At 59.2% G+C, this 21,301-nt stretch carries 21 protein-coding genes, 2 tRNA genes and 2 pseudogenes; 16 read left to right on the top strand and 9 right to left on the bottom strand.

What is annotated here, in order from left to right; translation table 11 throughout:
- Nucleotides 1-459 precede the first annotated feature (459 nt).
- The 8 genes and pseudogenes from gmd (at nt 460) to AC0NIE_RS13930 (ending at nt 4,857) form a co-directional block, all read left to right on the top strand.
- Complete coding sequence (gene gmd / locus AC0NIE_RS13965; protein WP_473489157.1) at nt 460-1,530, top strand: GDP-mannose 4,6-dehydratase; 1,071 nt, start codon at nt 460-462, stop codon at nt 1,528-1,530.
- A 15-nt stretch (nt 1,531-1,545) separates the two neighbouring features.
- Nucleotides 1,546-1,800: pseudogene (locus AC0NIE_RS13960) on the top strand (NAD-dependent epimerase/dehydratase family protein); the annotation flags it as partial.
- Between the two features lie 398 nt (nt 1,801-2,198).
- Nucleotides 2,199-2,274 (top strand) — tRNA-Arg (locus AC0NIE_RS13955).
- Between the two features lie 99 nt (nt 2,275-2,373).
- Nucleotides 2,374-2,469: transfer RNA gene (locus AC0NIE_RS13950), tRNA-Glu, on the top strand.
- 287 nt (nt 2,470-2,756) lie between these two features.
- Entirely contained in the window at nt 2,757-3,449 is a 693-nt protein-coding gene (locus AC0NIE_RS13945) for a hypothetical protein (RefSeq protein ID WP_473489158.1), read from the top strand.
- A gap of 52 nt (nt 3,450-3,501) precedes the next feature.
- Nucleotides 3,502-4,056: a hypothetical protein gene (locus AC0NIE_RS13940; protein WP_473489159.1), complete on the top strand. Its 555-nt coding sequence runs from the start codon at nt 3,502-3,504 to the stop codon at nt 4,054-4,056.
- Complete coding sequence (locus tag AC0NIE_RS13935) at nt 4,053-4,403, top strand: STAS-like domain-containing protein (protein WP_473489160.1); 351 nt, start codon at nt 4,053-4,055, stop codon at nt 4,401-4,403. The genes AC0NIE_RS13940 and AC0NIE_RS13935 overlap by 4 nt, the downstream gene beginning before the upstream one ends.
- Complete coding sequence (locus tag AC0NIE_RS13930) at nt 4,387-4,857, top strand: hypothetical protein (RefSeq protein WP_473489161.1); 471 nt, start codon at nt 4,387-4,389, stop codon at nt 4,855-4,857. The genes AC0NIE_RS13935 and AC0NIE_RS13930 overlap by 17 nt, the downstream gene beginning before the upstream one ends.
- 316 nt (nt 4,858-5,173) lie before the next feature.
- Here AC0NIE_RS13930 and AC0NIE_RS13925 read toward each other — a convergent pair whose 3' ends face one another.
- The 6 genes from AC0NIE_RS13925 to AC0NIE_RS13900 all read right to left on the bottom strand — a co-directional run bounded on the left by AC0NIE_RS13925 (nt 5,174) and on the right by AC0NIE_RS13900 (nt 11,209).
- Nucleotides 5,174-6,307, bottom strand: coding sequence for an OmpA family protein (locus AC0NIE_RS13925; protein ID WP_473489162.1), 1,134 nt, complete (start codon nt 6,305-6,307; stop codon nt 5,174-5,176).
- Nucleotides 6,304-7,644, bottom strand: a complete 1,341-nt coding sequence (locus AC0NIE_RS13920; protein WP_473489163.1) for a hypothetical protein — start codon at nt 7,642-7,644, stop codon at nt 6,304-6,306. The genes AC0NIE_RS13925 and AC0NIE_RS13920 overlap by 4 nt, the downstream gene beginning before the upstream one ends.
- Nucleotides 7,641-8,477 (bottom strand): hypothetical protein, encoded by an 837-nt coding sequence (locus AC0NIE_RS13915; protein ID WP_473489164.1) that lies wholly within the window; start codon nt 8,475-8,477, stop codon nt 7,641-7,643. Before AC0NIE_RS13915 ends, AC0NIE_RS13920 begins: the two co-directional genes overlap by 4 nt.
- A complete protein-coding gene (locus AC0NIE_RS13910) occupies nt 8,470-9,909 on the bottom strand; it encodes a hypothetical protein (protein WP_473489165.1) in 1,440 nt (479 codons plus the stop codon). The genes AC0NIE_RS13915 and AC0NIE_RS13910 overlap by 8 nt, the downstream gene beginning before the upstream one ends.
- 64 nt (nt 9,910-9,973) lie before the next feature.
- Nucleotides 9,974-10,729 (bottom strand): thermonuclease family protein, encoded by a 756-nt coding sequence (locus AC0NIE_RS13905; RefSeq protein WP_473489166.1) that lies wholly within the window; start codon nt 10,727-10,729, stop codon nt 9,974-9,976.
- 237 nt (nt 10,730-10,966) lie between these two features.
- Nucleotides 10,967-11,209: a hypothetical protein gene (locus AC0NIE_RS13900; protein WP_473489167.1), complete on the bottom strand. Its 243-nt coding sequence runs from the start codon at nt 11,207-11,209 to the stop codon at nt 10,967-10,969.
- Between AC0NIE_RS13900 and AC0NIE_RS13895 the strand changes: the two genes are divergently transcribed.
- Nucleotides 11,208-11,591 carry a hypothetical protein gene (locus AC0NIE_RS13895; protein WP_474047062.1) on the top strand — a complete coding sequence of 128 codons (384 nt, stop codon included), beginning with the start codon at nt 11,208-11,210 and terminating at the stop codon, nt 11,589-11,591. The genes AC0NIE_RS13900 and AC0NIE_RS13895 overlap by 2 nt on opposite strands.
- A gap of 84 nt (nt 11,592-11,675) precedes the next feature.
- Here the strand turns inward: AC0NIE_RS13895 and AC0NIE_RS13890 are convergent, their stop codons facing one another.
- A complete protein-coding gene (locus AC0NIE_RS13890) occupies nt 11,676-12,089 on the bottom strand; it encodes a hypothetical protein (RefSeq protein WP_474047060.1) in 414 nt (137 codons plus the stop codon).
- 869 nt (nt 12,090-12,958) lie between these two features.
- Between AC0NIE_RS13890 and AC0NIE_RS13885 the strand changes: the two genes are divergently transcribed.
- The 4 genes from AC0NIE_RS13885 to AC0NIE_RS13870 all read left to right on the top strand — a co-directional run bounded on the left by AC0NIE_RS13885 (nt 12,959) and on the right by AC0NIE_RS13870 (nt 15,227).
- Nucleotides 12,959-13,123, top strand: coding sequence for a hypothetical protein (locus AC0NIE_RS13885; RefSeq protein WP_167378858.1), 165 nt, complete (start codon nt 12,959-12,961; stop codon nt 13,121-13,123).
- Nucleotides 13,120-13,446 (top strand): DUF3102 domain-containing protein, encoded by a 327-nt coding sequence (locus tag AC0NIE_RS13880; RefSeq protein ID WP_473487099.1) that lies wholly within the window; start codon nt 13,120-13,122, stop codon nt 13,444-13,446. The genes AC0NIE_RS13885 and AC0NIE_RS13880 overlap by 4 nt, the downstream gene beginning before the upstream one ends.
- A 72-nt stretch (nt 13,447-13,518) precedes the next feature.
- Nucleotides 13,519-14,901 (top strand): IS1380 family transposase, encoded by a 1,383-nt coding sequence (locus AC0NIE_RS13875; protein ID WP_473487100.1) that lies wholly within the window; start codon nt 13,519-13,521, stop codon nt 14,899-14,901.
- A gap of 194 nt (nt 14,902-15,095) precedes the next feature.
- The gene (locus tag AC0NIE_RS13870; RefSeq protein ID WP_473487101.1) at nt 15,096-15,227 is read left to right on the top strand and encodes a hypothetical protein; all 132 of its coding nucleotides are present in this window, start codon (nt 15,096-15,098) and stop codon (nt 15,225-15,227) included.
- Between the two features lie 683 nt (nt 15,228-15,910).
- Here AC0NIE_RS13870 and AC0NIE_RS13865 read toward each other — a convergent pair.
- Both AC0NIE_RS13865 and AC0NIE_RS13860 read right to left on the bottom strand, forming a co-directional pair.
- Nucleotides 15,911-16,750, bottom strand: a complete 840-nt coding sequence (locus AC0NIE_RS13865) for an ATP-dependent DNA ligase (RefSeq protein ID WP_473487102.1) — start codon at nt 16,748-16,750, stop codon at nt 15,911-15,913.
- Nucleotides 16,751-17,228: 478 nt separating this feature from the next.
- The gene (locus tag AC0NIE_RS13860) at nt 17,229-17,501 is read right to left on the bottom strand and encodes a hypothetical protein (RefSeq protein ID WP_473487103.1); all 273 of its coding nucleotides are present in this window, start codon (nt 17,499-17,501) and stop codon (nt 17,229-17,231) included.
- Nucleotides 17,502-17,637: 136 nt separating this feature from the next.
- On the opposite strand from AC0NIE_RS13860, the gene AC0NIE_RS13855 reads away from it, so the two are divergent.
- The 3 genes and pseudogenes from AC0NIE_RS13855 to ligD form a co-directional block, all read left to right on the top strand.
- A complete protein-coding gene (locus AC0NIE_RS13855) occupies nt 17,638-18,582 on the top strand; it encodes a thermonuclease family protein (RefSeq protein ID WP_473487104.1) in 945 nt (314 codons plus the stop codon).
- Nucleotides 18,582-18,908 (top strand): excalibur calcium-binding domain-containing protein, encoded by a 327-nt coding sequence (locus AC0NIE_RS13850; RefSeq protein WP_473624648.1) that lies wholly within the window; start codon nt 18,582-18,584, stop codon nt 18,906-18,908. Before AC0NIE_RS13855 ends, AC0NIE_RS13850 begins: the two co-directional genes overlap by 1 nt.
- Nucleotides 18,909-19,829: 921 nt before the next feature.
- Nucleotides 19,830-21,283, top strand: a pseudogene (ligD, locus tag AC0NIE_RS13845) (non-homologous end-joining DNA ligase); the annotation flags it as partial.
- Nucleotides 21,284-21,301: the final 18 nt, after the last annotated feature.

Genomic DNA, 21,301 nt, shown 5'->3' with positions numbered 1-21,301 from the left:
CCTTACGAGAACTTTCGACAAGCCGCCGTCGGTGGCGGGGATCGTCGGCAACAAGCGCCCCGACGCCACGCTTGCCAGGTGACCCGAGATGCAGGCTGGACGCGAACGTTTCTCAGCCGGCATGGCCCGCGCCGCACTGGTCAGACGACCCACATGTTCGGCATTGCCGACGGCAGCATGGGCGGCAAGCAGCTCGCGGAGAAGCGGTGGCGCAAGCGCTTGTGAACTGACGGCTCGCGGCAGGGCGGCTACGTCCGACGAGGCTAGCCAAGCAGAAAGGGGACGCACGGGAAGTAGCTGTGACGGGCATTGAGCGGTGGGGATTACCTCCTTTGCCGGCGTGCCTCCCACAATGACACTCTGGTCGAACAAAGCGCTTTCGCCTTTCATTTGAGGAGTGCGGGGGCGGACCGTCGGTCGACGGCGCCACCACGGCCCTCAACGATTGGATGGGGCACGATGACAGATCGCATTGCGCTCATAACTGGTGTGACCGGTCAGGACGGTGCCTACCTTGCCAGACTGCTGCTGGAGAAAGGCTATACTGTCCACGGACTGAAACGCAGATCCTCCTCCTTCAATACCGAACGCATCGACGACATCTACGTCGATCCGCACGAACCGGACGCACGCTTCTTTCTCCACTACGCCGACCTGACCGATGCGACTAATCTCATTCGCATCATTCAGGAGACGCGCCCTACCGAAATCTACAATCTTGCGGCCCAAAGCCATGTCCAGGTAAGCTTCGAGACGCCGGAATATACCGGCAACGCCGATGCCCTTGGCACACTCAGGCTGCTTGAAGCCATACGCATCCTGAAGATGGAAGAGCGGGTGCGCTTTTATCAAGCGTCAACCTCCGAGCTGTTCGGCAAAGTCCAAGAGGTGCCCCAGACGGAGAAGACGCCGTTCTACCCGCGCTCTCCCTATGCGGCGGCCAAACTCTATGCCTATTGGATCACGATCAATTACCGTGAAGCGTACGGAATGTTCGCTTCCAATGGCATACTATTTAATCATGAAGGCCCCACGCGCGGCGAGACGTTTGTGACCCGCAAGATCACACGTGCGGTTGCAGGTATCCAGCGAGGCTTTCAGTCCACCCTCTATCTTGGAAATCTGGACGCGAAACGCGACTGGGGGCATGCTCGCGACTATGTGGAGGGCATGTGGCGGATTCTTCTGCACGCCGAGCCTGACGACTTCGTCCTCGCCACGGGCGAAACCCATTCGGTGCGCGAGTTCGTGGAACGTGCCTTTCGGGCAGTCGGCCGCGTCATCGTCTGGGAAGGTAAGGGGGTGGACGAGATCGGCCGGGATGGCAAGACAGGAGAGATCCTCGTCCGAGTCGACCCACGCCATTTCCGTCCGACGGACGTCGATCTCCTGATGGGAAATCCGGCAAAAGCCCGCTCAAAGCTCGGCTGGTCGCCTAAGACGACGTTCAGCGACCTCGTGGCGGAAATGGTGGCCGCCGATCTCAAACGTCTGGAGCGAGAGAGCTGGCACATGGACAGTAGCGTCTAGAGAGGGCCACCGGTCATGGACTACACTTATCGGCTCGACGCAAAACGGATATTCGTGGCTGGCCACCGCGGCATGGTCGGCTCGACTGTGGCGCGGCGATTGGAGGAGGAAAACTGCGAGGTCCTAATGGCTCCGCGCGACGTTCTCGACCTTCGAAATCAGGACGCCGTGCATCGCTGGATGACAGAAACCAGGCCCGACGCCGTGGTCCTCGCAGCCGCAAAGGTCGGCGGGATTCTCGCCAACGATCGCTATCCGGCCGATTTCCTGCTGCCGCACGCCTGGACCAGCCAGGCTGCGCTCCTCGGCTTCTGACGCCCTCCCTCAAGCATCTAACTCGCAACGCCAACCATCGCTTTGGCAAACACTTGGCTACGGGATTCGCCTGACGGAGACGGATGGCCAAAAGCTAGGTGATTTCGGCGCTCACTGCGGCGTCTCAGCCAATTGTTGCCCACTACTCGGTGCTAACCTACGGAAATGTCGACGCCATTCTGAGACGGGTGAAAAACCCGGAGATCGAGCAGACTGTATGGTGGGCCCGGAGGGCGTCCTAGAAATGTTGATTTCATTGACTTTTTCGTGGGCCGAAATCAGAAGTCTTCCCGCATCGTTCCGTATGGTCCCATGACCTGCCCCTGCCGACGCGATTATGTGTCGGGCCGCTAGTTCCCGAGCCCAACGGGATAGAGTAGCAGATTCCTAATCTGTAGGTCACAGGTTCGATTCCTGTCGGGATCACCAACAAAATCAATAGCTTAAATGCCACCGCTGCTCTTGTCATGTCGCATCATGTTGCAAATGGCTACCGTTTATTTTCAATGACTTACAGAAGTTGTCGGCAGGTCCATGCGACATGGGTGCGACATGAAACACTTGCAAAAATCCGACTGCCCTCTCACGGCGGGAACAGGGGTTCGATTCCCCTTGGGCGTACCAGCAATTTCAAGCACTTAGATGCTCCCTTAGCCCAAACCATCGAACATTCGTCAAATAAACGTTGACGTATCTTGGCGAACACGACTTCCCCCAGCGCAGCGCGGATGGTGACGATTCGGCCTCGCCATGGCCCATTCTTGCCGCCGGCGTCGCCGAAAGCCTCCGCCCCACCGTCGACAACCCAACATTGGCTTGCCCCGGCCTGATCGCGCGCCAGCGGGCTGCTTTGGCCGGAATGCGGCGCGATTGCCAAGGTGCCAGCCGCGCGAACGTCGGGCGGGGTACGAATGGCGCAAAACAAAAGGACTAACCTGACCGAGACAGCGGCGCGCATTGACCGGCTGCACCGAAAGTTCCGCGGCGGCGAGCTCGGAATATTTCACGTGCACAGCGCGGACGGTGTAGAAGCAAACCATACGCTCGATTCTACTCACGGGATCTCCAACCGGGATAAGCTGCTTTTGAAGCGAAACACGTTCGATGTCAAAATGTGGCATGTGCTACGGGCCGCAAATGAAGCGCGGAGGAAAACCCGCTTTTTCCGCGACAAGCCTCCGGTTGTATTTGCCCCACCCGTCGAGCCGGCGAAATCGCGATTTTCGAAGCCGGATACTGACGTGCTGATGCCGAATGCCTTCATAGGCCGCGGAGCCCGCCGAAGACTGTTCGACTTCCTGCAGCCTCCTCGCATTTTCTCGCTGAGGTCGAACTTCGATTCGGTCGCAGGATTTTTTGCCCATTTGCGATATCAAATTTACCGCGATAGGGACCCCAGGTCAAATTCCGCCGGCGATCGATTTTGCAAATTTGAAATCTGTTTCGCCAGCTGCAGCCCTAATCCTAGCTGCGGAACTTTTTCGCTGGCAGAGATTTGTCGGCCGGCGGTTGACTGCTACACGGCAGCAGAAGTGGGAACCCAGCGTCGGTCACGTTCTTCGGAGCATGGGGCTTTTCGATTTCCTCCAGACACCAAATGTTGAAGCCTCCGACCCTGATGACACGCGATCAGAGGTAGCCATCCTTAAGTACCGAATGGATACGGACGTTGTAGGGACGAAATGCGACGATCTGCTTGAGCATCTGACCGAAATCTCTGGAGAAATTCACGCTCAAAATTTCATCTACGATGGACTCATAGAAGCACTTAAGAACTCCAAACAGCACGCATATACGGAACCAGATCAATGGTTTGGCGTGGAGCCGGGGACTTGGTTCATGTCGGGCTCGTTCAACCGTGTCACGAAAACTTTAACTGCCGCGGTGTTTGATCTTGGTGTGGGCATACCGCATACATTGCCACGGTCTGGGATTTGGGAAACGATCCGACCGGCGCTGAGGCTCGGATATGCAGATGACGCTGAAATGATCGCGGCTGCGATGGAGTTCGGGCGAAGCAGGACTGGCCTTCCCGAGCGTGGCAATGGCCTGCCAACGATGATGAGAATCCTCGACCACCACTCGAGTTATCTTCGGATTGTAAGCGGGACCGGCGAAGCCACATATGATAGTGTGACGAAATCGGTCAAAAAACATAACCATGCCCTCTCCATTGGCGGAACTTTGATCGAGTGGAGCATCACCCGATGAGCCAATCTGCTCTAGACACCAAAACGATTGACGTGGCGGAGGAATTTTCAAAAACACCCGGCGGCCGCTACTACACGGATGGCCCGGCGTCCGGTGAGCAGTTCCGGGAGGAGGTTTTAATTCCGGCACTGCGCGACTACCAACGCGTTGAGATTATTCTTGATGGTGCGAGAGGATATCCTTCATCCTTTTTGGAGGAGGCGTTTGGGGGCTTGGTAAGAAAGCTGAAGGTTCCGGCGACGGAACTTCTAGCGCGAATGACCTTCCAGGCAACTGGTGGTTTCAAGGTCTATGTAGACGACATACGCTTCCATATGCAGCGAGCGGCCAATGGCCGAAATCGCTGAGACCGTAGTCATCGCGGTACTTAGCGGCCTTGGGACAGGTGTCGTCGGCGTATTCGCGCTAGCCCTCCAAAATCGCTACACCGAGAATACCCAGCAGATCAGCCAAACACTCGTCGAGATGGAATCGATGATCGACCAATGTGTGGGGCATGCTGGCCGTGCGTGGTCAGCGGAAGGAAACCCGGATTCTGACGACGTCGCTGAAACGGTTTGCACACTTCATGATATTGGTTCGTTGTCGCGTTTTGTAACAGACCGGGTCAAGAATTCAGACCTTCGTCTCAACTCCGCGCTAGTCAATTTTCGAAACCAAGTCAGTGGGGACGATTTTGACGTGCGAGATCGGCCGGCCAACAAGGCTAGGATTCGCGATATCCGATCGTCGGCCTCCAGCCTAAAAATCGCATGCCGTGAGGTCAACTATGACCGTCGCCGTTTTTTCATGCCTTGGTAGTTCAAGTCATCTGGGCGCGGACCCAGATAGGCATTCATGTGCCGGCGACCGCCGTGGCGCAAATTCGCTCCACCCAAACCGTTTTTCTCAAGGCAGAAAAAAACTCCGCATGCCGGCCCGCCGGCGCGCGGACTCGGCAAGTTCTCAACCGCCCCTTGATGCTCAACTAACCTCGAGGGTGGAATGTTGCCATCCTTCCGACGGAAGGGTTTCAGTTCGTTCGCCGGTAACGGCCGCGGGCAGAAGAATTCGGACCGCTAAATGCCATGGCCAAAGAAACGAGGTAAGTTGTCGGGAGCCGAGAGCGGATTCAACGCTACCCGTCGCGAGTCTGCTGAACGACGGCCTTTGTCGCTTGTTGCTCCGATCTTTTGCGGACCCGGATTTCAATCCGCCGCCTGGCCTTCACGTCTCCTGACTGCGCACCGTCCGTAAGCTGGTCTCCGGGCAGGATCAGTTGGCCGCCCGACATTGGCAGGATGGTCAGGCCTTTGAGTTCGGGCATGCCTCCGAGCAGTTCGGCGACCGAAATGGCGCGTGCGAGGCCGAGACCTGCGTTGTCGGCGGGATGCAGGGAGCCGATGGGCTTCTGGCCGTCCAGAACGGGTTTTAATCCCCTGTCCAAGTTCGACGCGTATCCCGACATGGCCTGCTCGTCGGTATGTCCGATCACCTCGATGATGTCGACGCCGTATTCCTTCGCCCTCCCTGCGATCTCCGAGGCCTTTTGGCGTAGCTTGATCTTGAACGTGTCCGACAACTCCGCGCTGCCGACCTTGAAGTTGTAGCCCTCCAGCTCACTCATGCTGATGATGGGCGGCCATTTGTGCGGCCTTGAATTCCCTTCTTCGGCGGCCTTGTCCAGGGCAGCAGCGAGATCGGCCGCGGGATCGGCCTTCTCAGTGAAGCCCCTGTCGCGCAGCACCGCCATGGAAGACGCCATTTTCTCAGTCTGTTCGGCTGTTATCCCCTGCTCGGCCAGCGTTTTGACGGCGGGGACAAGCTCCCTTGCGGCTTTCTCGTCTACCGCGTGTTCCTTGATGACCTTGGTCACGGGGGCGTGCTTGATGGCTTCTTCGACTGTCAGGCCCGTTTCCTCGATCCTTTCGACATCCTGTTTCGCCTTGACCAGTTCGCGCCATTCCTCATCCGGTATCCTACCGCCAGTCGCCGATTCCATCATCTTGGCTACCCGTGAGAGAAGTGCTTCATTTTCCTTCTTGGCCTTGGCGGCCTGGGCTTCGGCAATCCGGGCTTTCTTCGTCGCCTCAATGGCCCAGCTCTCGGCCGCCGCGGCCTCCTTTTCCTTTTTTGCGATGATCGCCCCTGCCGCAAGCAGGAGGCAGAAGACCAGCAGCAGCATCGTCTCGGCCATGGTGAGGCCAAGGATCAGGCCGCGGCCGTAACCTTTGCGTTCGTAACTGACGGACGTGTCGCCCGGCGTGCTCATCGGCCAAACCACCCTTTGATGCGCGAGGCCTCTGCGGGAGCGGGCGGCAACACGCCATCCAGCGGTTGGAAAACCGCCACCGGTTCGGGAGCGGGCCTGGGCAAGGCGACACCAGGCACGATACTTGGACCGGCTGTGGTTGGGGCAAATGCTGCTGCGGGCTGGGTAGTGGGCCGTGTTTCGTAAGCGTTGGGCTGCCTGCCCGCCAGAAGTTTGGCGACCAGGTCGTTCGTGTCCTGGCTTTGTTTCTGAACCACCCTTGCGAGCACTTCAATCAGCTGCTGCTGGCTGTTGACCGCTTCGGCAGTTTTTTCCGCTGCAGCTGCCGCCCTTTCCGAATGCTCTCCCACTACATGGAGTGCTTTTGCCGTGGTGTTTGCCACCCCCTGCAAAACGTTGCCGATTTCCGCCATCCGCGACTGTTGCTCGACGGAGGCAGTTTCGGTCTTGACGGCGTACTGGGCGACGGCATTCCCCAACGCCTTCACCATGGGAGCGAGGTCGTTTTTCAGGACCTCTTCGGGCACGACAACGCGTTCGAGCTTGGCCGCTACGACATCCGCTTGCGTCCCAAGCCTGTCAACCGAGGTAGACATCGAGGAATTCGCCTTCTCAAGCAGGTCTCCCGCGGTTTCCACCCTCTTGGCGACGGCGGTGAACTGGCCCTCGATCTGGTCGAAATTGCTCTGCATTGCGCTGCCCAGCTTTCCTGCGGCTTCCTGAATCGGCTTGATGGCTTCCATGGCGAGCTTGTCGAGGATCGTCCTGATATGCTCTCCGTTGCGCTCGGCCTGCTTTGCGATCTCGTCGAAGCCTTCCTCCAGCATCTGGTTGCTCACCCGACGGAAGTCGGAGAACTCCCTGGTGACGTTTTCCATCTCCGCCCGGACCCGCCTTGTCATATTCGCCAGTTCGTGGCGTGCGGACCGTTCGATGTCGCCGGGGTCGCGTCTCATCTGATTGTAGAGAATGCGAAGTGCGATGCCCGTAATAGTTGAAGTGATGGCGATGCCGAAATTCTTGACGACCGCGTCGGTGGAGGCGTCGGAGCTGAACTGGTAGAGCGCCATGCCAAGGCTCGAGAGGGTGTAAAGAAACCCCATGTAATAAAGGTTGTCGCCCGTCTGCTCGTCATGCAGCCGCAGCTTCCCTGTAATCGTTGACAGTGCCAAGTAGGTCAGCATCAGGAGGATCGGGACGGACATGGACAGGAAGGGGTCGACCCGGAACCATTTCGAGACCGCAATGAAGAAGCATCCGCCGATCGTGAAGGCGGCAAAAACCCCCATCGGAAAGTAGGGATGGGACAAGAGACCTTGATGTTTCTTCGTCCTCATTGTTCGGCCCCCGCCATGTTGAGGCCCGCCAGCCTGATCACGTTTACGAAATTCCCGTCCTGCCGTTCGACCCACTGCTTCCAGAATTCGACATGGGCAAGGGACTCGAATTTCCGGTTGGGGCGCTCGACATAGAGGAGCGAGACATCCACCCCGCCGAGAGGCGTCCGGTACTCTTTCGCGGCAACGCTCCCGGCGTATTTTTCGTAGTCGGGACCTGCCTTGTATTGCGAATAGAGTTCCGTGTGCTCGATCATGTCGGAGGCAACGAACAGCCTGCTCGGCCGCCCTGCCCCGATCTCGCCGTCAAAGACTGTCAGCTTCACCTTCTGGATCGCCGCCATGATCGGCGACTGAATGGCCCCGGTTCCGTTCGCGATGACATCGGGCAGTTTGTCGAGCGGTTCGTCAAACGCCTTTTTCCATTTCTTGCGTGCCATTTCGGGGTTGCCTGTCCAATTGTCGATATCGGAACCGTCGCCGGGATTGCAGGCTTCGAACATGAGCGGGATGTCGCCGGGTTTACCTGACAGGCTGACCACCCTCAGGTAGCCGCCTTTCTCGACGCTGCCCACGATGTCCCTGAACTGGTTCTTCAGGTCGCTCAAGGTCGTTGGCGAGAGCTGGTCGGTCGCGTCGAAGATCACGACCGTTGCGCTGGTTGCGCCTGCCGCGGGGCAGTTGGTGCCCTCCACGGTCACGGTGTGATCCGTCCGCAACCACATCCACACGAAGCCGATGCCCATGGCAAGGGACAGCAGGCCAAGGGCACCCGCCCCCAGAACCGTACCGATGCTGGTTTTCTTCTTTTTCCTGCTGTAACGCCTAGCCATCGATCTTGTCCGGGTGAAGCCTGTCGAGTTCCTGATATGCCGCGATGCCGTTTTGGCACTCTTGCCCGATCAGGCGGACCTCCTCGTTGAGTTTCGCCTGCGCATCCCTGATCGAAGCGGACAATTCCTTGTCGCCCCATTCGCCGTCGGCCGTGACCTTCGGCTTCACTTTTTCGAGGTGGTACGGGTTCGAGAAGTATTTGGGAGGCGGTGTTCCCCTCGCCTGGACGTTTGCTTCGCGGTACTTGGAAAGAAGCTGGTTACACGCGCGTTCGAGATGGTTCTGGTGCTCTGCGAAAAGGGAGAGGAGCTTACCCCTGTGTTCGACGATTGCGCGGTGTTCCCGCTGCAGCAGTCCGAGGCCTTTGATGATTTCCTTGACCTTGTCATTGTGCTCGTCGCGGACGTCCTGAAGCCGCTCGATGAGTTCGCCCTTCCCGTCCTTGTAGTTTTCCCTCGCCGAGTTGCGCCTCTTTTCGACGCCCGCGTACCCGACATACGGGTCGAGCACGAACCACCCGTCGATGAACGCGATGATCGAGAAAAGCATTCCGATCATGAAGAGCAGCCATGATTTGATGTCGGTTAGCCCGGCCGGGTTGGCCCACATGTTGCTGACCACGAGGTTTCCCGCCCCGTCCGCGAGCGATCCTGTGACTTCCCTGTAGTGCGCCAATGCCAGGTTGATGGCGAGCGCAAGGACCACGTAGCCGGCAATTGCCGCGGCTCCGATGGCTTTGACGGGAAAGGATTTGTGGGTGACGAGCCGGGCGCAATAGATCGATGCCAGCAGGGCAATGCCGATGTTTACGAAGGAGAATGCCGCCGCCTCGATGATGCCGCCGAAAAAGCCCTGCTCGTTTCCCTTGGCCAGAAAGCTGCCGTTCATCCCGGTTTCGACAAGGAACAGGAACACCAGCAACGACACCCTGAGCAGGTGTGCGCCCCCTTCGGGAATGCGTGCGGCGCGGATTAGTTTATGCTTGTCCTTGAACCAGGTATGCTCCCGTTCCGCGTCGTTGAGCGCCTTTCTCAGGCCGTGGAGCTCGTCGACGCCAACGGCCACTTCGGCTTTGAAGTCGGAGACGCTGGACGAGTTCGCCAGGCTGATCAGGCTGAACTGGTCCTCGAAGTCGAGGCTGGCAAGCCGGCCCGCAAACAGTTGGAGGTCGGATTCGACGGCCTGCTGGGAGGTTTTCTTTTCCTCCTCCACCCTCTCGATGACGGTGTACTCGATGTCGTCGTAAGGTTTTGCTGTTTTCGGAGGCTGGTTCAGCGCGCCGCGTCTTTTGCCTTCATTTACAAGGTCGAGGTCCTTTGCCATCTTGTCGACGTTGAGGCTGGGGAATACCTGCGCCCCTGACCTGAAGTCATGATTTGCCTCAAGGACTTTGTCCCTGAGCTTGTTCAGGCTCTCAAATCGTATTGCCAAACGCTCACCCCCGCGAGACTATGTTTTGGGTTTTTTAATTGTCGCCGCGTCAACGGCGATGCTGCTATCGGGCGGCTGGACGCCATCCTGCATCGACGGCTTCGTCTACTGTGCAGAACCACCGTTCGCCCTGGTTTTCCGAAATCCTGGTCCGCTCATAATGCGCTTGCCCGGGAACATGGAAGATGCGTTCTCCCTTGGCACTGACGTTTCCCTTGATCTTGCAGCCTCCGCCGCCTTGGGTGGGCAATCCCGCGAGGGGTGCGGAAACCGCCGGGGCGCGCTTGTTGGCACGCCAGTCCCAAGGGTTCTCGAACGTGCCGGACCACAAGCCGAAATTCTGTTTGCGGGCATGTAGCTGCAGCTGGGCATAGGCTCCGCCGCTGTAGCGTACCCAGTCCAGAGCAAGGCCGTTTGCCACAAGCCATTCCTGAACGCTGGAACCGTCCGCGCGGTAGCAGTTGCCCACGAAGCGGCCGTAACGGTCGCGCTCGACGAACTCGCATGTCGTAGGTGAGGATTTGCTGAGGAAGTCATCGAGCGCCTTCGCCGAGATGGATCCGCAGCGGTATTTCTGACCTTTGTCGTTCAGGCACAGCTGTGAAGATTCCGGAGCGTCGACGCCGTTGAAGCGGATGCGTTCCCCGTGGATTTCGATTGTGTCTCCGTCGACGACGGATGCGCGGCCGGCAATCATTGCACCGTTTTGCGCCAAGGTGTCAGCGAGTGCGTTGAGAGAGCACGCTGCTGCCGCCAACAGCACAGCCAGAAAACAACATGCAATTCGATTGCGAGCCGAAATTGATTCGGCGAATTTCATTAAAGCCCCCCGCAGGACTTGACCACCGTTCCTCTTAGACGAGCATCGATGGTCTTACAATGCAATTATGCCGTTGGACTTCACTAGTACAGGTACTGAAGAGCATTGAGCTTCAAAAAACATCAGAGGCCGGCTGGCATTTGGCGTACAGCAGGCGCGGATGAGGTTCACCCAATTCCGGGCCGCGGCCAACTTGGTTGGACTGGGGCAATGGACGTATTGCGGCAGGGATCTCCCCTAGAAGGTTTCAGGGAAGGTGATCATATCGGCATGCATGGACTGCTCCAACGCGACACGCCTGCGGGAACCAGAACTGCTCCCCGGAGGAAGCCAGGAGTTGCAAGCACTAATAATGGCGGCCGCGATTTTCAGCATGTCTGTGCGACTTCCAACAATCTTTGACACCCCTGCATTTTCTGTGCCGCCGTCATAGGTTGAGCGCTGCAAGACATGCAGCGTCAGCCTGAGATTGTCGCCCATGAGCTGGAGCGGGCCGGCGGGCGTCGACTTCGATCCGTCGCCGATCCGCGTCGAGCGCATCGGTCTGACACGCGAGCAGATCGGCGACCTCGGCCTGCCTTGGATCGAGAACTTGGAGACCGGCAGCGGCAAGGACCTCGGCGATCCGGGTCACCCCGATCACCGCAAGCCCTACGTCCGGAACTACATCGCCAGTCAAGGTCGGCGAAAGGTTGAGGCCAATGCGCTGGTTCGCGATCTGCGTGGTTCGCGTGCGTTGGTCGAGGCGGCGATCAACCGCTACATCCCGGCAAGCTGGCCCGCTGAGCACGAAGCGCGGCTGGCTCCGCATCGACAGGCTGCCCGCGATGCGTTCGCGGCGCTGATCGCGGTCAGGTCATGACTCAGGCAATCTCGATCTCGTCGGCAGGACCTTCGCCACCGTTGCCGAATCCGGCGTTAACATTGCCGCTATTGCCCGCCGTTGTCAGCGCGCGACGCTGCCGCTGACGCTGCCGCTGCCGTCAATGCTGCCGCTGCCGCTGATGCTGCCGGTGCCGCTGCCGTCAATGCTGCCGCTGCCGCCGATGCTGCCGGTGCCGCTGCCGTCAATGCTGCCGCTGCCGCCGATGCTGCCGGTGCCGCTGCCGTCAATGCTGCCGCTGCCACCGATGCTGCCGGTGCCGCTGCCGTCAATGCTGCCGCTGCCACCGATGCTGCCGGTGCCGCTGCCGTCAATGCTGCCGCTGCCGCCGATGCTGCCGGTGCCGCTGCCGCTGATGCTGCCGGTGCCGCCGACGCTGCCGGTGCCGTGGTCGCCGACGCTGCCGCTGCCGGCGATGGTGTCCCTACTAGCTGTGCCTGTCGGATGGCCCTCGCCATTGGTGAGCGGCGGGCACAAGCGACATTGCTTCCCCGCCGAGATCTGGCGCTCAATCGCCTGCGCAAATGCTGGAACGGTCGCCGTTGAGCCGAAAAATGCACTTGAAATCAGCACCATACTTGCTCCCTAAGATTTTCACCTTGGGTTAACAATTGAAACTCAGAGCTTGTTAAATCGGTTCCCTGCCATGTCGTTCTTAGGCGGGCCGTGGCCGGAAACTGGCCGTTTGGCAAGCGCCTGGGGTTGAATTTTGAAACGCAGGCGAGCCGCTGGACGCGATCTCGCCCTTGGCTGGTCTTATGGACCGGGATGCGGCTCCCGCGCGTCCTGACGCGCCGTAGGACTCGCCAATCGCCCATCCTGCGCCAGTCTGGTCAGCCGCGCATCGTCTTCGATCCACTCGGCATGCGTCGGGTAGCACAACACCGCCCATGTTGGCGCGCCGTACCTCCGCTCAAGCTCATCGTCGCTCACGCTAAGATTGCCCCAGTACCTCGCACGCCATACTCGATCCGCCTCGGGCTCGGGCTCCGGATCGACCTGCACCGCTTCGGTTTCGCGCCCTTGAGCTCCAGCAGCATTGCATCGAGACTGGTTTTCGTCCGCGTAACTGGGATCGCGTCAGCGACAGACGGCGCCGCGGTCGCGTCGATGATCGTTGAAGCGGCAGCCAAGGCCGCCGCAGCGGCAGCGGCGGTTGAAGTAGCCGCGAGGCCAAGCAGAAGGCGGCGGCGGTTGATATCGGGCATACCTTCGGCGGCTGCCCGAACAGTGGTGTTCGGCATGATTGTAATCCTCTAGCATTGTGTTACAACGTTAGCAGATGTGGCACGGTGGCGGTTAACCGTCAACTAACTTATGCTAACAATCGCATACAAGGAGACGGCATGGCACGGACAGCGGCATTGGGACTTAGGATCGAGCCCATCGTGAAAGAGGCTCTGGAGAATGCCGCCAAGGCAGACCGGCGCACGGTCGCTGCGTATGTCGAGAAGCTGATAGTGGGCGACCTTGAGGCCAAGGGCTATCTGCCGAAGGGAGCAGCCGAATGAGCAACGGATCAAACATCGCCGCTGCGATCAACGCAGCCCACGCGTCAGTCGAGCAAGCGAAGCGGGAAGGCGTGAGACACGCGATCGAATGTGGACGGCTCCTGCATGAGGCAAAGGCGACCGTCACCCATGGTCAATGGGACGCTTGGGTTTCGGAGCAGTGTTCGTTTTCGATGCGAACTGCGCAGCTTTATATGCGGGTTGCCGCGCATGTTGGTGACGATCCAGCAAAAGCGCAACGCGTTGCGGATTTGAGCCTGCGGGAACTTGGCAAGGCGATATCGGACACTCGACCGGCTAACCCGGATATCTCACGAAGTTGAGGTGCATCGGGGCTCCGAATCAGGGAAAATGCTTCTGCTACAAAGACTTACCCGAGGCATAGGTGTTCCCCGATGCAAACAGAGTGTAGCGCGGAACGGTTTGGTTTTGGAGCTGTTGAAAAGCGCGCCGTGGTAGCCGGCTTTGACGGCGGGACGATCACTTCGGATGCCGGCGCGCTTTTGCTGGGGCTGACGGACCGGGCGATTGGACTGGTCGGCCGCTTTGCCCGTTGCTTCGTGGACGCTCGCAATCCGGACTTGATCGAGCACGAGGTCGAGACGCTGGTGGGCCAGCGAACATTGGCGCTGGCGCTCGGCTATGAAGACCTGAATGACCATGACGAATTGCGCCATGATCCGGTGATGGCGGTGCTGGTCGGCAAGCTCAAGGCGCGCCGTCACAAGAAATGTGCGGCGGTGGCCGGCAAGTCGACGCTCAACCGGCTCGAACTGAGCCGCCCGCAGCCTTCGCGCTATCACAAGATCAGCCATGATCCGGCGGCGATTGAGGCGCTGTTCGTCGAGCTGTTCGTGGGTGCACACGCGGCTGCGCCCGAGGAGATCGTGCTGGATCTGGACGCCACCGACGATCCCCTGCATGGCAACCAGGAGGGGCGTTTCTTCCACGGCTACTACGGCAACTACTGCTACCTGCCGCTCTACATCTTCTGCGGCGATCACCTGCTGTGCGCCAAGCTGCGGCCCGCCAACATCGATGCGTCGGCAGGCTCGGTTCAGGAGATCGAGCGGATCGTGCACCGGCTACGCCAGCGCTGGCCCAAGGTGCGCATCGTGCTGCGCGCCGATTCCGGCTTCGCCCGCGAGGAGCTGATGGCCTGGTGCGAGAGCAATGCCGTCGACTACCTGTTCGGCCTGGCTCGCAATGTCCGGCTGGTCCGGCACATCGGGGCTGAGTTGGAGGAGGCCAGAGCCGAGAGTGCCTTCACCAGCCGGCCCGCCCGCCGCTTCAAGGACTTCCAGTGGACCACCCGAAAGAGCTGGAGCTGCCGGCGCCGAGTCGTGGCCAAGGCCGAGTGGACACAAGGTGAGGCCAACCCACGCTTTGTCGTCACCTCGCTCGACGCCGAGGCTTGGCCGGCACAGGGCCTCTATGAGGACCTCTACTGCGCCCGCGGCGAGATGGAGAACCGCATCAAGGAATGCCAGCTCGACCTGTTCGCCGACCGCACTTCGGCCGCCACCATGCGCGCCAACCAGCTCAGGCTCTGGTTCGCCTCCATGGCCTATGTGCTGATCTGCGCGCTGCGCCGCATCGGCCTGGCCAACACCCGTCTCGCCAAGGCAAGCTGTGCCACCATTCGCCTCAAACTGTTCAAGATCGGCGCCCTGGTCAGCGTCTCGGTGCGCCGCGTCAAGCTGGCCATGAACTCGGCCTGCCCCTTCCAGCGCGAGTGGGCCCTGACCTACGCTCGATTATCGGCAGTCGCCGCCTGAGCGCCCCGATCCACCCCTCCCGTCAACAACAACGACAGCACCCAACCACCACAACCGCTCCGCGCGGCGCACAGCCCTTGTCCGCAACTCATCCCCTCACAAAATTGCCGCCGACTGATCTATGCCGCAAGACAGTGTGAGATATCCGGGCTAAGGCTCCTCTGTCGGATGCCGATCAGGCAGCGCTCCACGAGATGATGGCAATCTGGTATCGCGGCAAACCAGAATGGCGCGAACAATGGTTGGACCGCCTGCATCGCGAAGCTGAGAAGCAGGGCGTTTCGCCGAGCAAGGTCGTGTTCCCCGAGAGTGGCGGCGGCGGCTAAAGCGCTACCGCGCTACGCAATCGCAAATGACTCGCTATTCTGTGGATGAGGCGTAGGGTCCAGCGTGTCGTCCGCCCTTTCACGGCACGCGGACGCTTGGAAGCCAACTTCGGTGCTCCCGCCCCTATAGGGGAGAAATCCGATGGCAGAAGTTGCCTACGATTATCTCGACCAGCTCCTGGAATGCCTTACTGCCTAACCATACGGCTAAGGATTCCCGCTGATGCGACGCCCGATACTTCAATCGCTTGCGACGATTGCGGCAAGTACCTTGGCTCATGGGATGAGATGCAAACGGACTTTGAACAGCAAGGCGGAGGCAACGGCATCTTTAAGCTCGATAAGGGCAGGATTGAACGGATCAACGGAACTCACCGACCCGAGCACAATCGCTAGCGACTGCTCCGCGTTCAGCCGCTGTTGAGGGCGGCGGCCATTTTAGGCGCTATAGCGGAATATTCAGACCTACCGATCTGGAGTTGCTCCAGCGAGTGTTTGACCAGTTGTGCGCCGAGCGCCGCCTAGCCCGAAAAGACAAGGACCAACGGGAACATCTCGCCTGCGAAGTCATCGAGGCTTTCGAGAACGGGTTCAGCGACGAAGCGGAGTTGTGGCGGGCGCTTTCGAAGCGCCTCATGGCTCGGGGGTGAATAGAAAAGCCCGCCGCCTATTCGGAGCGCTGGCTAACTCTCTTCCCAAAAATCCTGCAGCGAGGCGTGCCTTAGGTCTTCCTCGCCCCTGAGGTGTTTCACACGGGCCTTGATACCCGGCTTGACCCACTGCGTTGCCGGCCGCTTTGGCATTTCCTTGGGTGGTGGCCCGGCATGTTCCTGGACCCGCTTCCACAGTCGTTCCCGCATCTCGCGGTTGACGCTCACGAACGCACTGCCGACATATTTCCGGGTGCCTGGGTCAGCCATGAGGGCGAAAGCCGGCTTGCCCCGCTCGCGTTCGACGCCGAGAAGTTCAAACTCGCTTTCGGTGAAGGATTTAGTCTTCAGCCAATTGGTAGTCGGGCCGCTGCGATATTTGCTGTCTCGACGCTTCGATACCATTCCTTCCAGGCCGGCCGCGTCGATCAGATGATAGATCGCATTAGCCTCGCCTGGCATTGTCTCACTGAACTGGATGCGGCTGTCAGACCCTATAAGGCCGGCCAGAATTTCCCGCCGGTCCTCCAGCGCCATGTCGCGCAGATCGTGGCCATTTAGGTGCAGGAGATCGAAGGCGACGAAATAGAGGTCGTGTTGGCGCCTGGTGATGGCCTTGCGAAGCGCGGCAAAATCCGAAAGGCCAGCCTCATTCAGGACGACGACTTCGCCGTCGATGATGGCGTTCTGTACGTTGAGACCTTTGGCTGCCTCGGCAAGATCACGGTACTTGGCAGTCCAATCAAGGCCTCTCCGGGTGAAAATGCGAATGCCACCGTCCTCGATGATAATTTGCGAGCGGTAGCCGTCGAATTTGGCTTCATGCATCCAGTCATCGCCTTGGGGCGGCTTGGCGACCAAGGTCGGCATCATCGGAGGAATAAATTGTAGCCGGCCGCCGGCACTCACTCGTTTAGGCACCAAATTGACTCTAGGCTCATCCGATTTGACAGCCAGGGGAACGGAACGTGACCATTTTACTAAATTAGCAATGATGAATGTAGAGCTTATGGTAGAACTAGCCGGCGGGGCCGCTCCCCCAGACCCCCGCCGGTTAGGCCCGGCGGTCGGTTGCCTACTCCGCAGCGGCTGTCGGGCCGACCATCTCAGCGAGGATGCAGTGGAAGCGCCAGAGACGATCCAAAACGCCTGGGCCGGCCTTAAGCTGATTCGCATGGCTATTGAACAGACCTGCCCGGCTGGCGTGTTACCTAGCGAGGAAGCCGTTTTACTACTCTACGGCCCAGAGCCCGTACACGAGGGCGAAGCCCTTGCCAAAGCCATCGTTGAAACGGTCAACCGGTTAACCCGATGAACGCCAACGGCGCGCCTAGAGCCGAAGCCACTGATATTAGGTTTTTGGCGCGCCGCATCGCCCTTTGAGAATTGCGATCTCGGTTTCGTGGTCGCCGCCCGACATCGAGGAAACCGGCACGCCTATGAGAAAAACGCCCAATGCGTCCCCGGTCACAGCCTTGTTTTGCTGATTTGATACGATGGCCAAACGCTCTCTGTCCGCCTGCGTGCAGGGGCCAGCGTTCGGAACGCCCGCGATCTTGTCGGGCGGGGTGGCGCACGCCACCAGTCCAGCTAGCATTGAAATCGTCAAAGCAAATCGCTTCACAGTCCCCACCCCTTTTACAGCCCGGCGGCAACATCGCGTAGTGGAAGACTGCGCGCAAGCCCGTTCGTCGGCAGATTCGACAACAAAGTGCAAAAGGCGCATGATCCCATCTGGTGTCGGGGGATACCTTCATGCATTGGCGTTTGTATTTCGCCGCCCTATCAGCGGTTCTTATTTCGGTGACGCTGCGTTCGGCCGAAAGCCGCGCAGGCGGCGCGATGTGATGATGGGCTTGGACAGGTCTCGTTACGATAATCGGTCCGACCAGTGGCGGAAGCGCAGCGGGCCAAAGCGGCATCGTCGGCGCTGGTTGTCGGGCGTGCCTATGCGGCTGGTTTTCGTGACCGTGGCCGCAGCTTCGGCTTTGGCAACGCAATTCGTCATGCAACACACAGGCTCGCTGCCTGAGATCAATCTACAGAATTTGACCAAGCCGGCTCCGGCCCCGATCTCTGGGGTGGCTTCGGTCATCGATGGCGACACAATTGAAATCCATGGGCAGCGCATCCGCTTCAATGGTATCGACGCGCCCGAGAGCCACCAATACTGCAACGACGCCAAGGGTTTCGAATATCCGTGCGGGCGCCGCTCTGCCGAAGCACTGGATGGCTTCCTGTCGGCGTCAAAGCCTGTCCAATGCACTTTCGTCACGTGGGATCGCTATGACCGCTATGTCGGCGACTGCGGACGCGCGGACGGCTCCAGTGTCGCCGCTTGGATGGTCGAGCATGGCCAAGCGCTCGATTGGCCGACATACAGCAATGGTGCGTATGCAGGGCAGCAAGCTGAGGCGAAGGCGTCGAAGGCCGGTCTTTGGGTAGGGACGTTTCAATTTCCGTGGGACTGGCGAGCACAGCACAGCGACGACCCGCAAGCGACGCCGGCACCGCTTTTTGCGATCGGCAACGGCAACTCAGGCTGCAACATCAAAGGCAACATTTCAGCGGGCGGCGAAAACATCTATCATGTGCCTGGCCAGAAATTCTACGACGTCACCCGAATTTCTGAATCGAAAGGTGAGAGGTGGTTTTGCTCGGAAGCAGATGCTCGATCTGCTGGTTGGAGACGATCGAATCGATAATGAGATTTGAGGGTCGGGCTGCGGTCAATGCGGCAGTCCGCGAAGGGGGAAATATGAAGCAATCAGCAATTGGGTTTATCGCGGCTCTATCCTTTTTGTCCGGCAGCAGCCCATCCCTGATTTGGGAGAGCGTTCATTTGTTGGGAGCGACTTCAAGCAAAGGAAGTTCGTTCTCACGAATTGCGCAAAGCTGGTCCTGCCAGCCGCGATTGACGTGTTCGCAAATCAGCTCATGCGATGAAGCAAATTGGTATTTGAACAGCTGCTCTTGGGGCGGGAAACTCGACCGGGACAGCGACGGCATTCCGTGTGAAAGCCTATGCTGAGCACCTTGTCGCACCGGGTTGGCCTTGCCATAATGCTCTCTTACTTCCCTCCCATGCGCTCGCTGGCCGAGCCTGTGACCTCTTATCGCGGCTATCGGAGGCGGATCGGCTTACCGCACTTCAATCAATTATCGTGAACGCCGATCCCTGCACGGGCGCTAGCAAGATGATCTACATGGGGGATTCCGTCGATTATGATGCTGGCATCTGGACGGTCCGCTGCAACGAGGGAGACTACCTGTTGGAGATCAAAAACTCTGGGGATCTCAAGACGAAGGTGCTCAATTGCTCGCTCGCTGAAGCGCTGGGCGTCCGTTGCTGGCAACCCTTCTAGCTCGGTGATTGCCATGCCGCAGAATCGATAGTGCTACGCGCTCTGCTTCTATTACAGCGGAAGTTGCGCCGTGGCTCCCGCCAGTATGGCCAGCGAACCCACCGCGATTTCATGCAAATTTGAGCATTTGCCGCCGAGCTAATGATATCCGTGGCGGCATGGGTGCGAAAGACAACTCCTTGCAAGTCGGCCAGACGTCCCGGTTCCACTGAGTGTCGGTTCAGCTTGATGCTCGCCGAAGTCGGGATTCAGGAGTTCACATTTTCGCTACGATTGCCCGCATCGGTATCAAAATCGGCGCCCGGGAACGACACACTAACGTACTACGGCGAGTGCATTAGTGGGCTTCAGCCTTGACTCCGCCTGGCATCGCGCACGGGTCAAAAAGTTCGCGTCCGCGATAGTCCGCTTTGCGCCAGAGTCTGTACACCGGAATGACTGGATTGGGCCGAAAGCAGCCTTCCTCAGTCCTCATCCCTCCACACCACCCGCCGCACCATTCTTATCTCAGCAAGCCGTCTCACTCGAATGCCCTGCCGTTCTCGTGGCGACGGGTCTGTGTCTCAACATGCATGCAGTCGTTCTTGCCGCACCTCTCGCAATTCATTTTGCTCCTGCTCCACCTCAACGGGCGCGATCTCAGGCAGCAGCCACTACTGAAACGCAAGGCCGCGCTACAGAAGCTGCTGAGGGACTCAGCCCCGACACTAACCTATGCCGAGCATCTGGAGCTAAGCGGTATGGACGTATTTGAACATGCCTGCCGGATGGGATTGGAGGGCATCGTGTCCAAGCGCACCGATGCCGTGTACCGCTCAGGCGTTCAGACCAGTTGGCTCAAGGTCAAATGCATCAAGAGCGACACTTTCCCTATCGTGGCGTTCCTCGAGAAGCTCGGCGCTCGACCGCGCCGCATTGCGTCACTCTACATAGGGCGCCGCGGGGGCGACCGATTACTCTATGCCGGGAAGGCTCGCAGCGGCTATACCCTCAAGATTGCGCAACTGCTTCGAGAGCGGCTTGACCCGCTGATAATCAGCAAATCACCTCTCTCAGAGCCTATCGTGAAGCCAAAAGCGACGTGGGTCAGACCAGATGTACTGGCCGAGGTGCAATTCAGTGGGGTGACGGACCGCGGCATCTTGCGTGAGGCAGTGTTAAAGGGCATCCGCGAGGACCTCGCAACGATACCGGCAAAACCTACCGCCCCTTCAAAGAGACGAAATGCTGCCCGAGAACATGGGATTCCTACGGAGAACATTTGCAACTGCTGCCGGACGCCGTCTCGCCTCCCAAAGATGAACTTGCGCGTTACTGGGAGAACGTCGCCGATCGAGCACTCGTCCATCTGGGCCGCCGACCGCTCAAGCTTGTCCGCCATAGTCGTGGGGTGACTTTCTATCACAGGTGCAAGCTGCCGGAGATCCCTGCTGCCGTACATCAGTTGCGGGTGCAGAAGCGGGAGGGTGGCGAAGGCGTCCGGGTGTGGGTTGACGATCTTGCTGGGTTGCTGGAGCTGGTTGAGATGGACGCTGTTGAGCTGCACCCTTGGAATGCCACCGTTGACGACATCGAACATGCTGACCGCATTGTTCTAGACCTCGATCCGGGCGAGAGTGTCGAATGGGATGAGGTCATCGGGACTGCGCTAGAGCTCCGCGACCTCATGGAGGCAGAAGGCCTAGAGAGCTGGCCGAAGGTGACGGGCGGGAAGGGTATTCACTTGATGGCACCGCTTGAGACGAAGATCACACACGATCATGCCCGGACCCTCGCTCGGTCGTTCGCCCAGCGGCTCGTTCAAACTCACCCGGATCGTTATCTCCTGTCCGCTGCACCGTCGGCCCGAAGGGGCCGTATCTTTATCGATTACTTTCGCAACGGACGAGGCAACACGGCGGTCGGAGCGTTCTCCCCACGAGCTCGGCCCGGCTTCCCAATTGCCCATCCTGTGACATGGAAACAGGTCGAGCGATGTATCCGCCCAGACGCCTTCGATATGGATCATCCGTTCAGGGTTGCTGCCCGAAGGGTAGCGTAGGCCCTTGCGTCTCTAAGA

The organism is Mesorhizobium sp. WSM4842 (genome assembly GCF_055901575.1).
The sequence above is the reverse complement of the archived record's forward strand: the minus strand, read 5'-3'. Positions and strand labels throughout refer to the sequence as shown.

Bases quoted from the DNA above. Each gene is read 5' to 3' on its own strand.
- gmd (WP_473489157.1), top strand. From the start codon at position 460: ATGACAGATCGCATTGCGCTCATAACTGGTGTGACCGGTCAGGACGGT.
- AC0NIE_RS13945 (WP_473489158.1), top strand. From the start codon at position 2,757: ATGGCGCAAAACAAAAGGACTAACCTGACCGAGACAGCGGCGCGCATT.
- AC0NIE_RS13940 (WP_473489159.1), top strand. From the start codon at position 3,502: ATGGATACGGACGTTGTAGGGACGAAATGCGACGATCTGCTTGAGCAT.
- AC0NIE_RS13935 (WP_473489160.1), top strand. From the start codon at position 4,053: ATGAGCCAATCTGCTCTAGACACCAAAACGATTGACGTGGCGGAGGAA.
- AC0NIE_RS13930 (WP_473489161.1), top strand. From the start codon at position 4,387: ATGGCCGAAATCGCTGAGACCGTAGTCATCGCGGTACTTAGCGGCCTT.
- AC0NIE_RS13925 (WP_473489162.1), bottom strand. From the start codon at position 6,307: ATGAGCACGCCGGGCGACACGTCCGTCAGTTACGAACGCAAAGGTTAC.
- AC0NIE_RS13920 (WP_473489163.1), bottom strand. From the start codon at position 7,644: ATGAGGACGAAGAAACATCAAGGTCTCTTGTCCCATCCCTACTTTCCG.
- AC0NIE_RS13915 (WP_473489164.1), bottom strand. From the start codon at position 8,477: ATGGCTAGGCGTTACAGCAGGAAAAAGAAGAAAACCAGCATCGGTACG.
- AC0NIE_RS13905 (WP_473489166.1), bottom strand. From the start codon at position 10,729: ATGAAATTCGCCGAATCAATTTCGGCTCGCAATCGAATTGCATGTTGT.
- AC0NIE_RS13895 (WP_474047062.1), top strand. From the start codon at position 11,208: ATGAGCTGGAGCGGGCCGGCGGGCGTCGACTTCGATCCGTCGCCGATC.
- AC0NIE_RS13900 (WP_473489167.1), bottom strand. From the start codon at position 11,209: ATGGGCGACAATCTCAGGCTGACGCTGCATGTCTTGCAGCGCTCAACC.
- AC0NIE_RS13885 (WP_167378858.1), top strand. From the start codon at position 12,959: ATGGCACGGACAGCGGCATTGGGACTTAGGATCGAGCCCATCGTGAAA.
- AC0NIE_RS13880 (WP_473487099.1), top strand. From the start codon at position 13,120: ATGAGCAACGGATCAAACATCGCCGCTGCGATCAACGCAGCCCACGCG.
- AC0NIE_RS13875 (WP_473487100.1), top strand. From the start codon at position 13,519: ATGCAAACAGAGTGTAGCGCGGAACGGTTTGGTTTTGGAGCTGTTGAA.
- AC0NIE_RS13870 (WP_473487101.1), top strand. From the start codon at position 15,096: ATGATGGCAATCTGGTATCGCGGCAAACCAGAATGGCGCGAACAATGG.
- AC0NIE_RS13865 (WP_473487102.1), bottom strand. From the start codon at position 16,750: ATGATGCCGACCTTGGTCGCCAAGCCGCCCCAAGGCGATGACTGGATG.
- AC0NIE_RS13850 (WP_473624648.1), top strand. From the start codon at position 18,582: ATGAGATTTGAGGGTCGGGCTGCGGTCAATGCGGCAGTCCGCGAAGGG.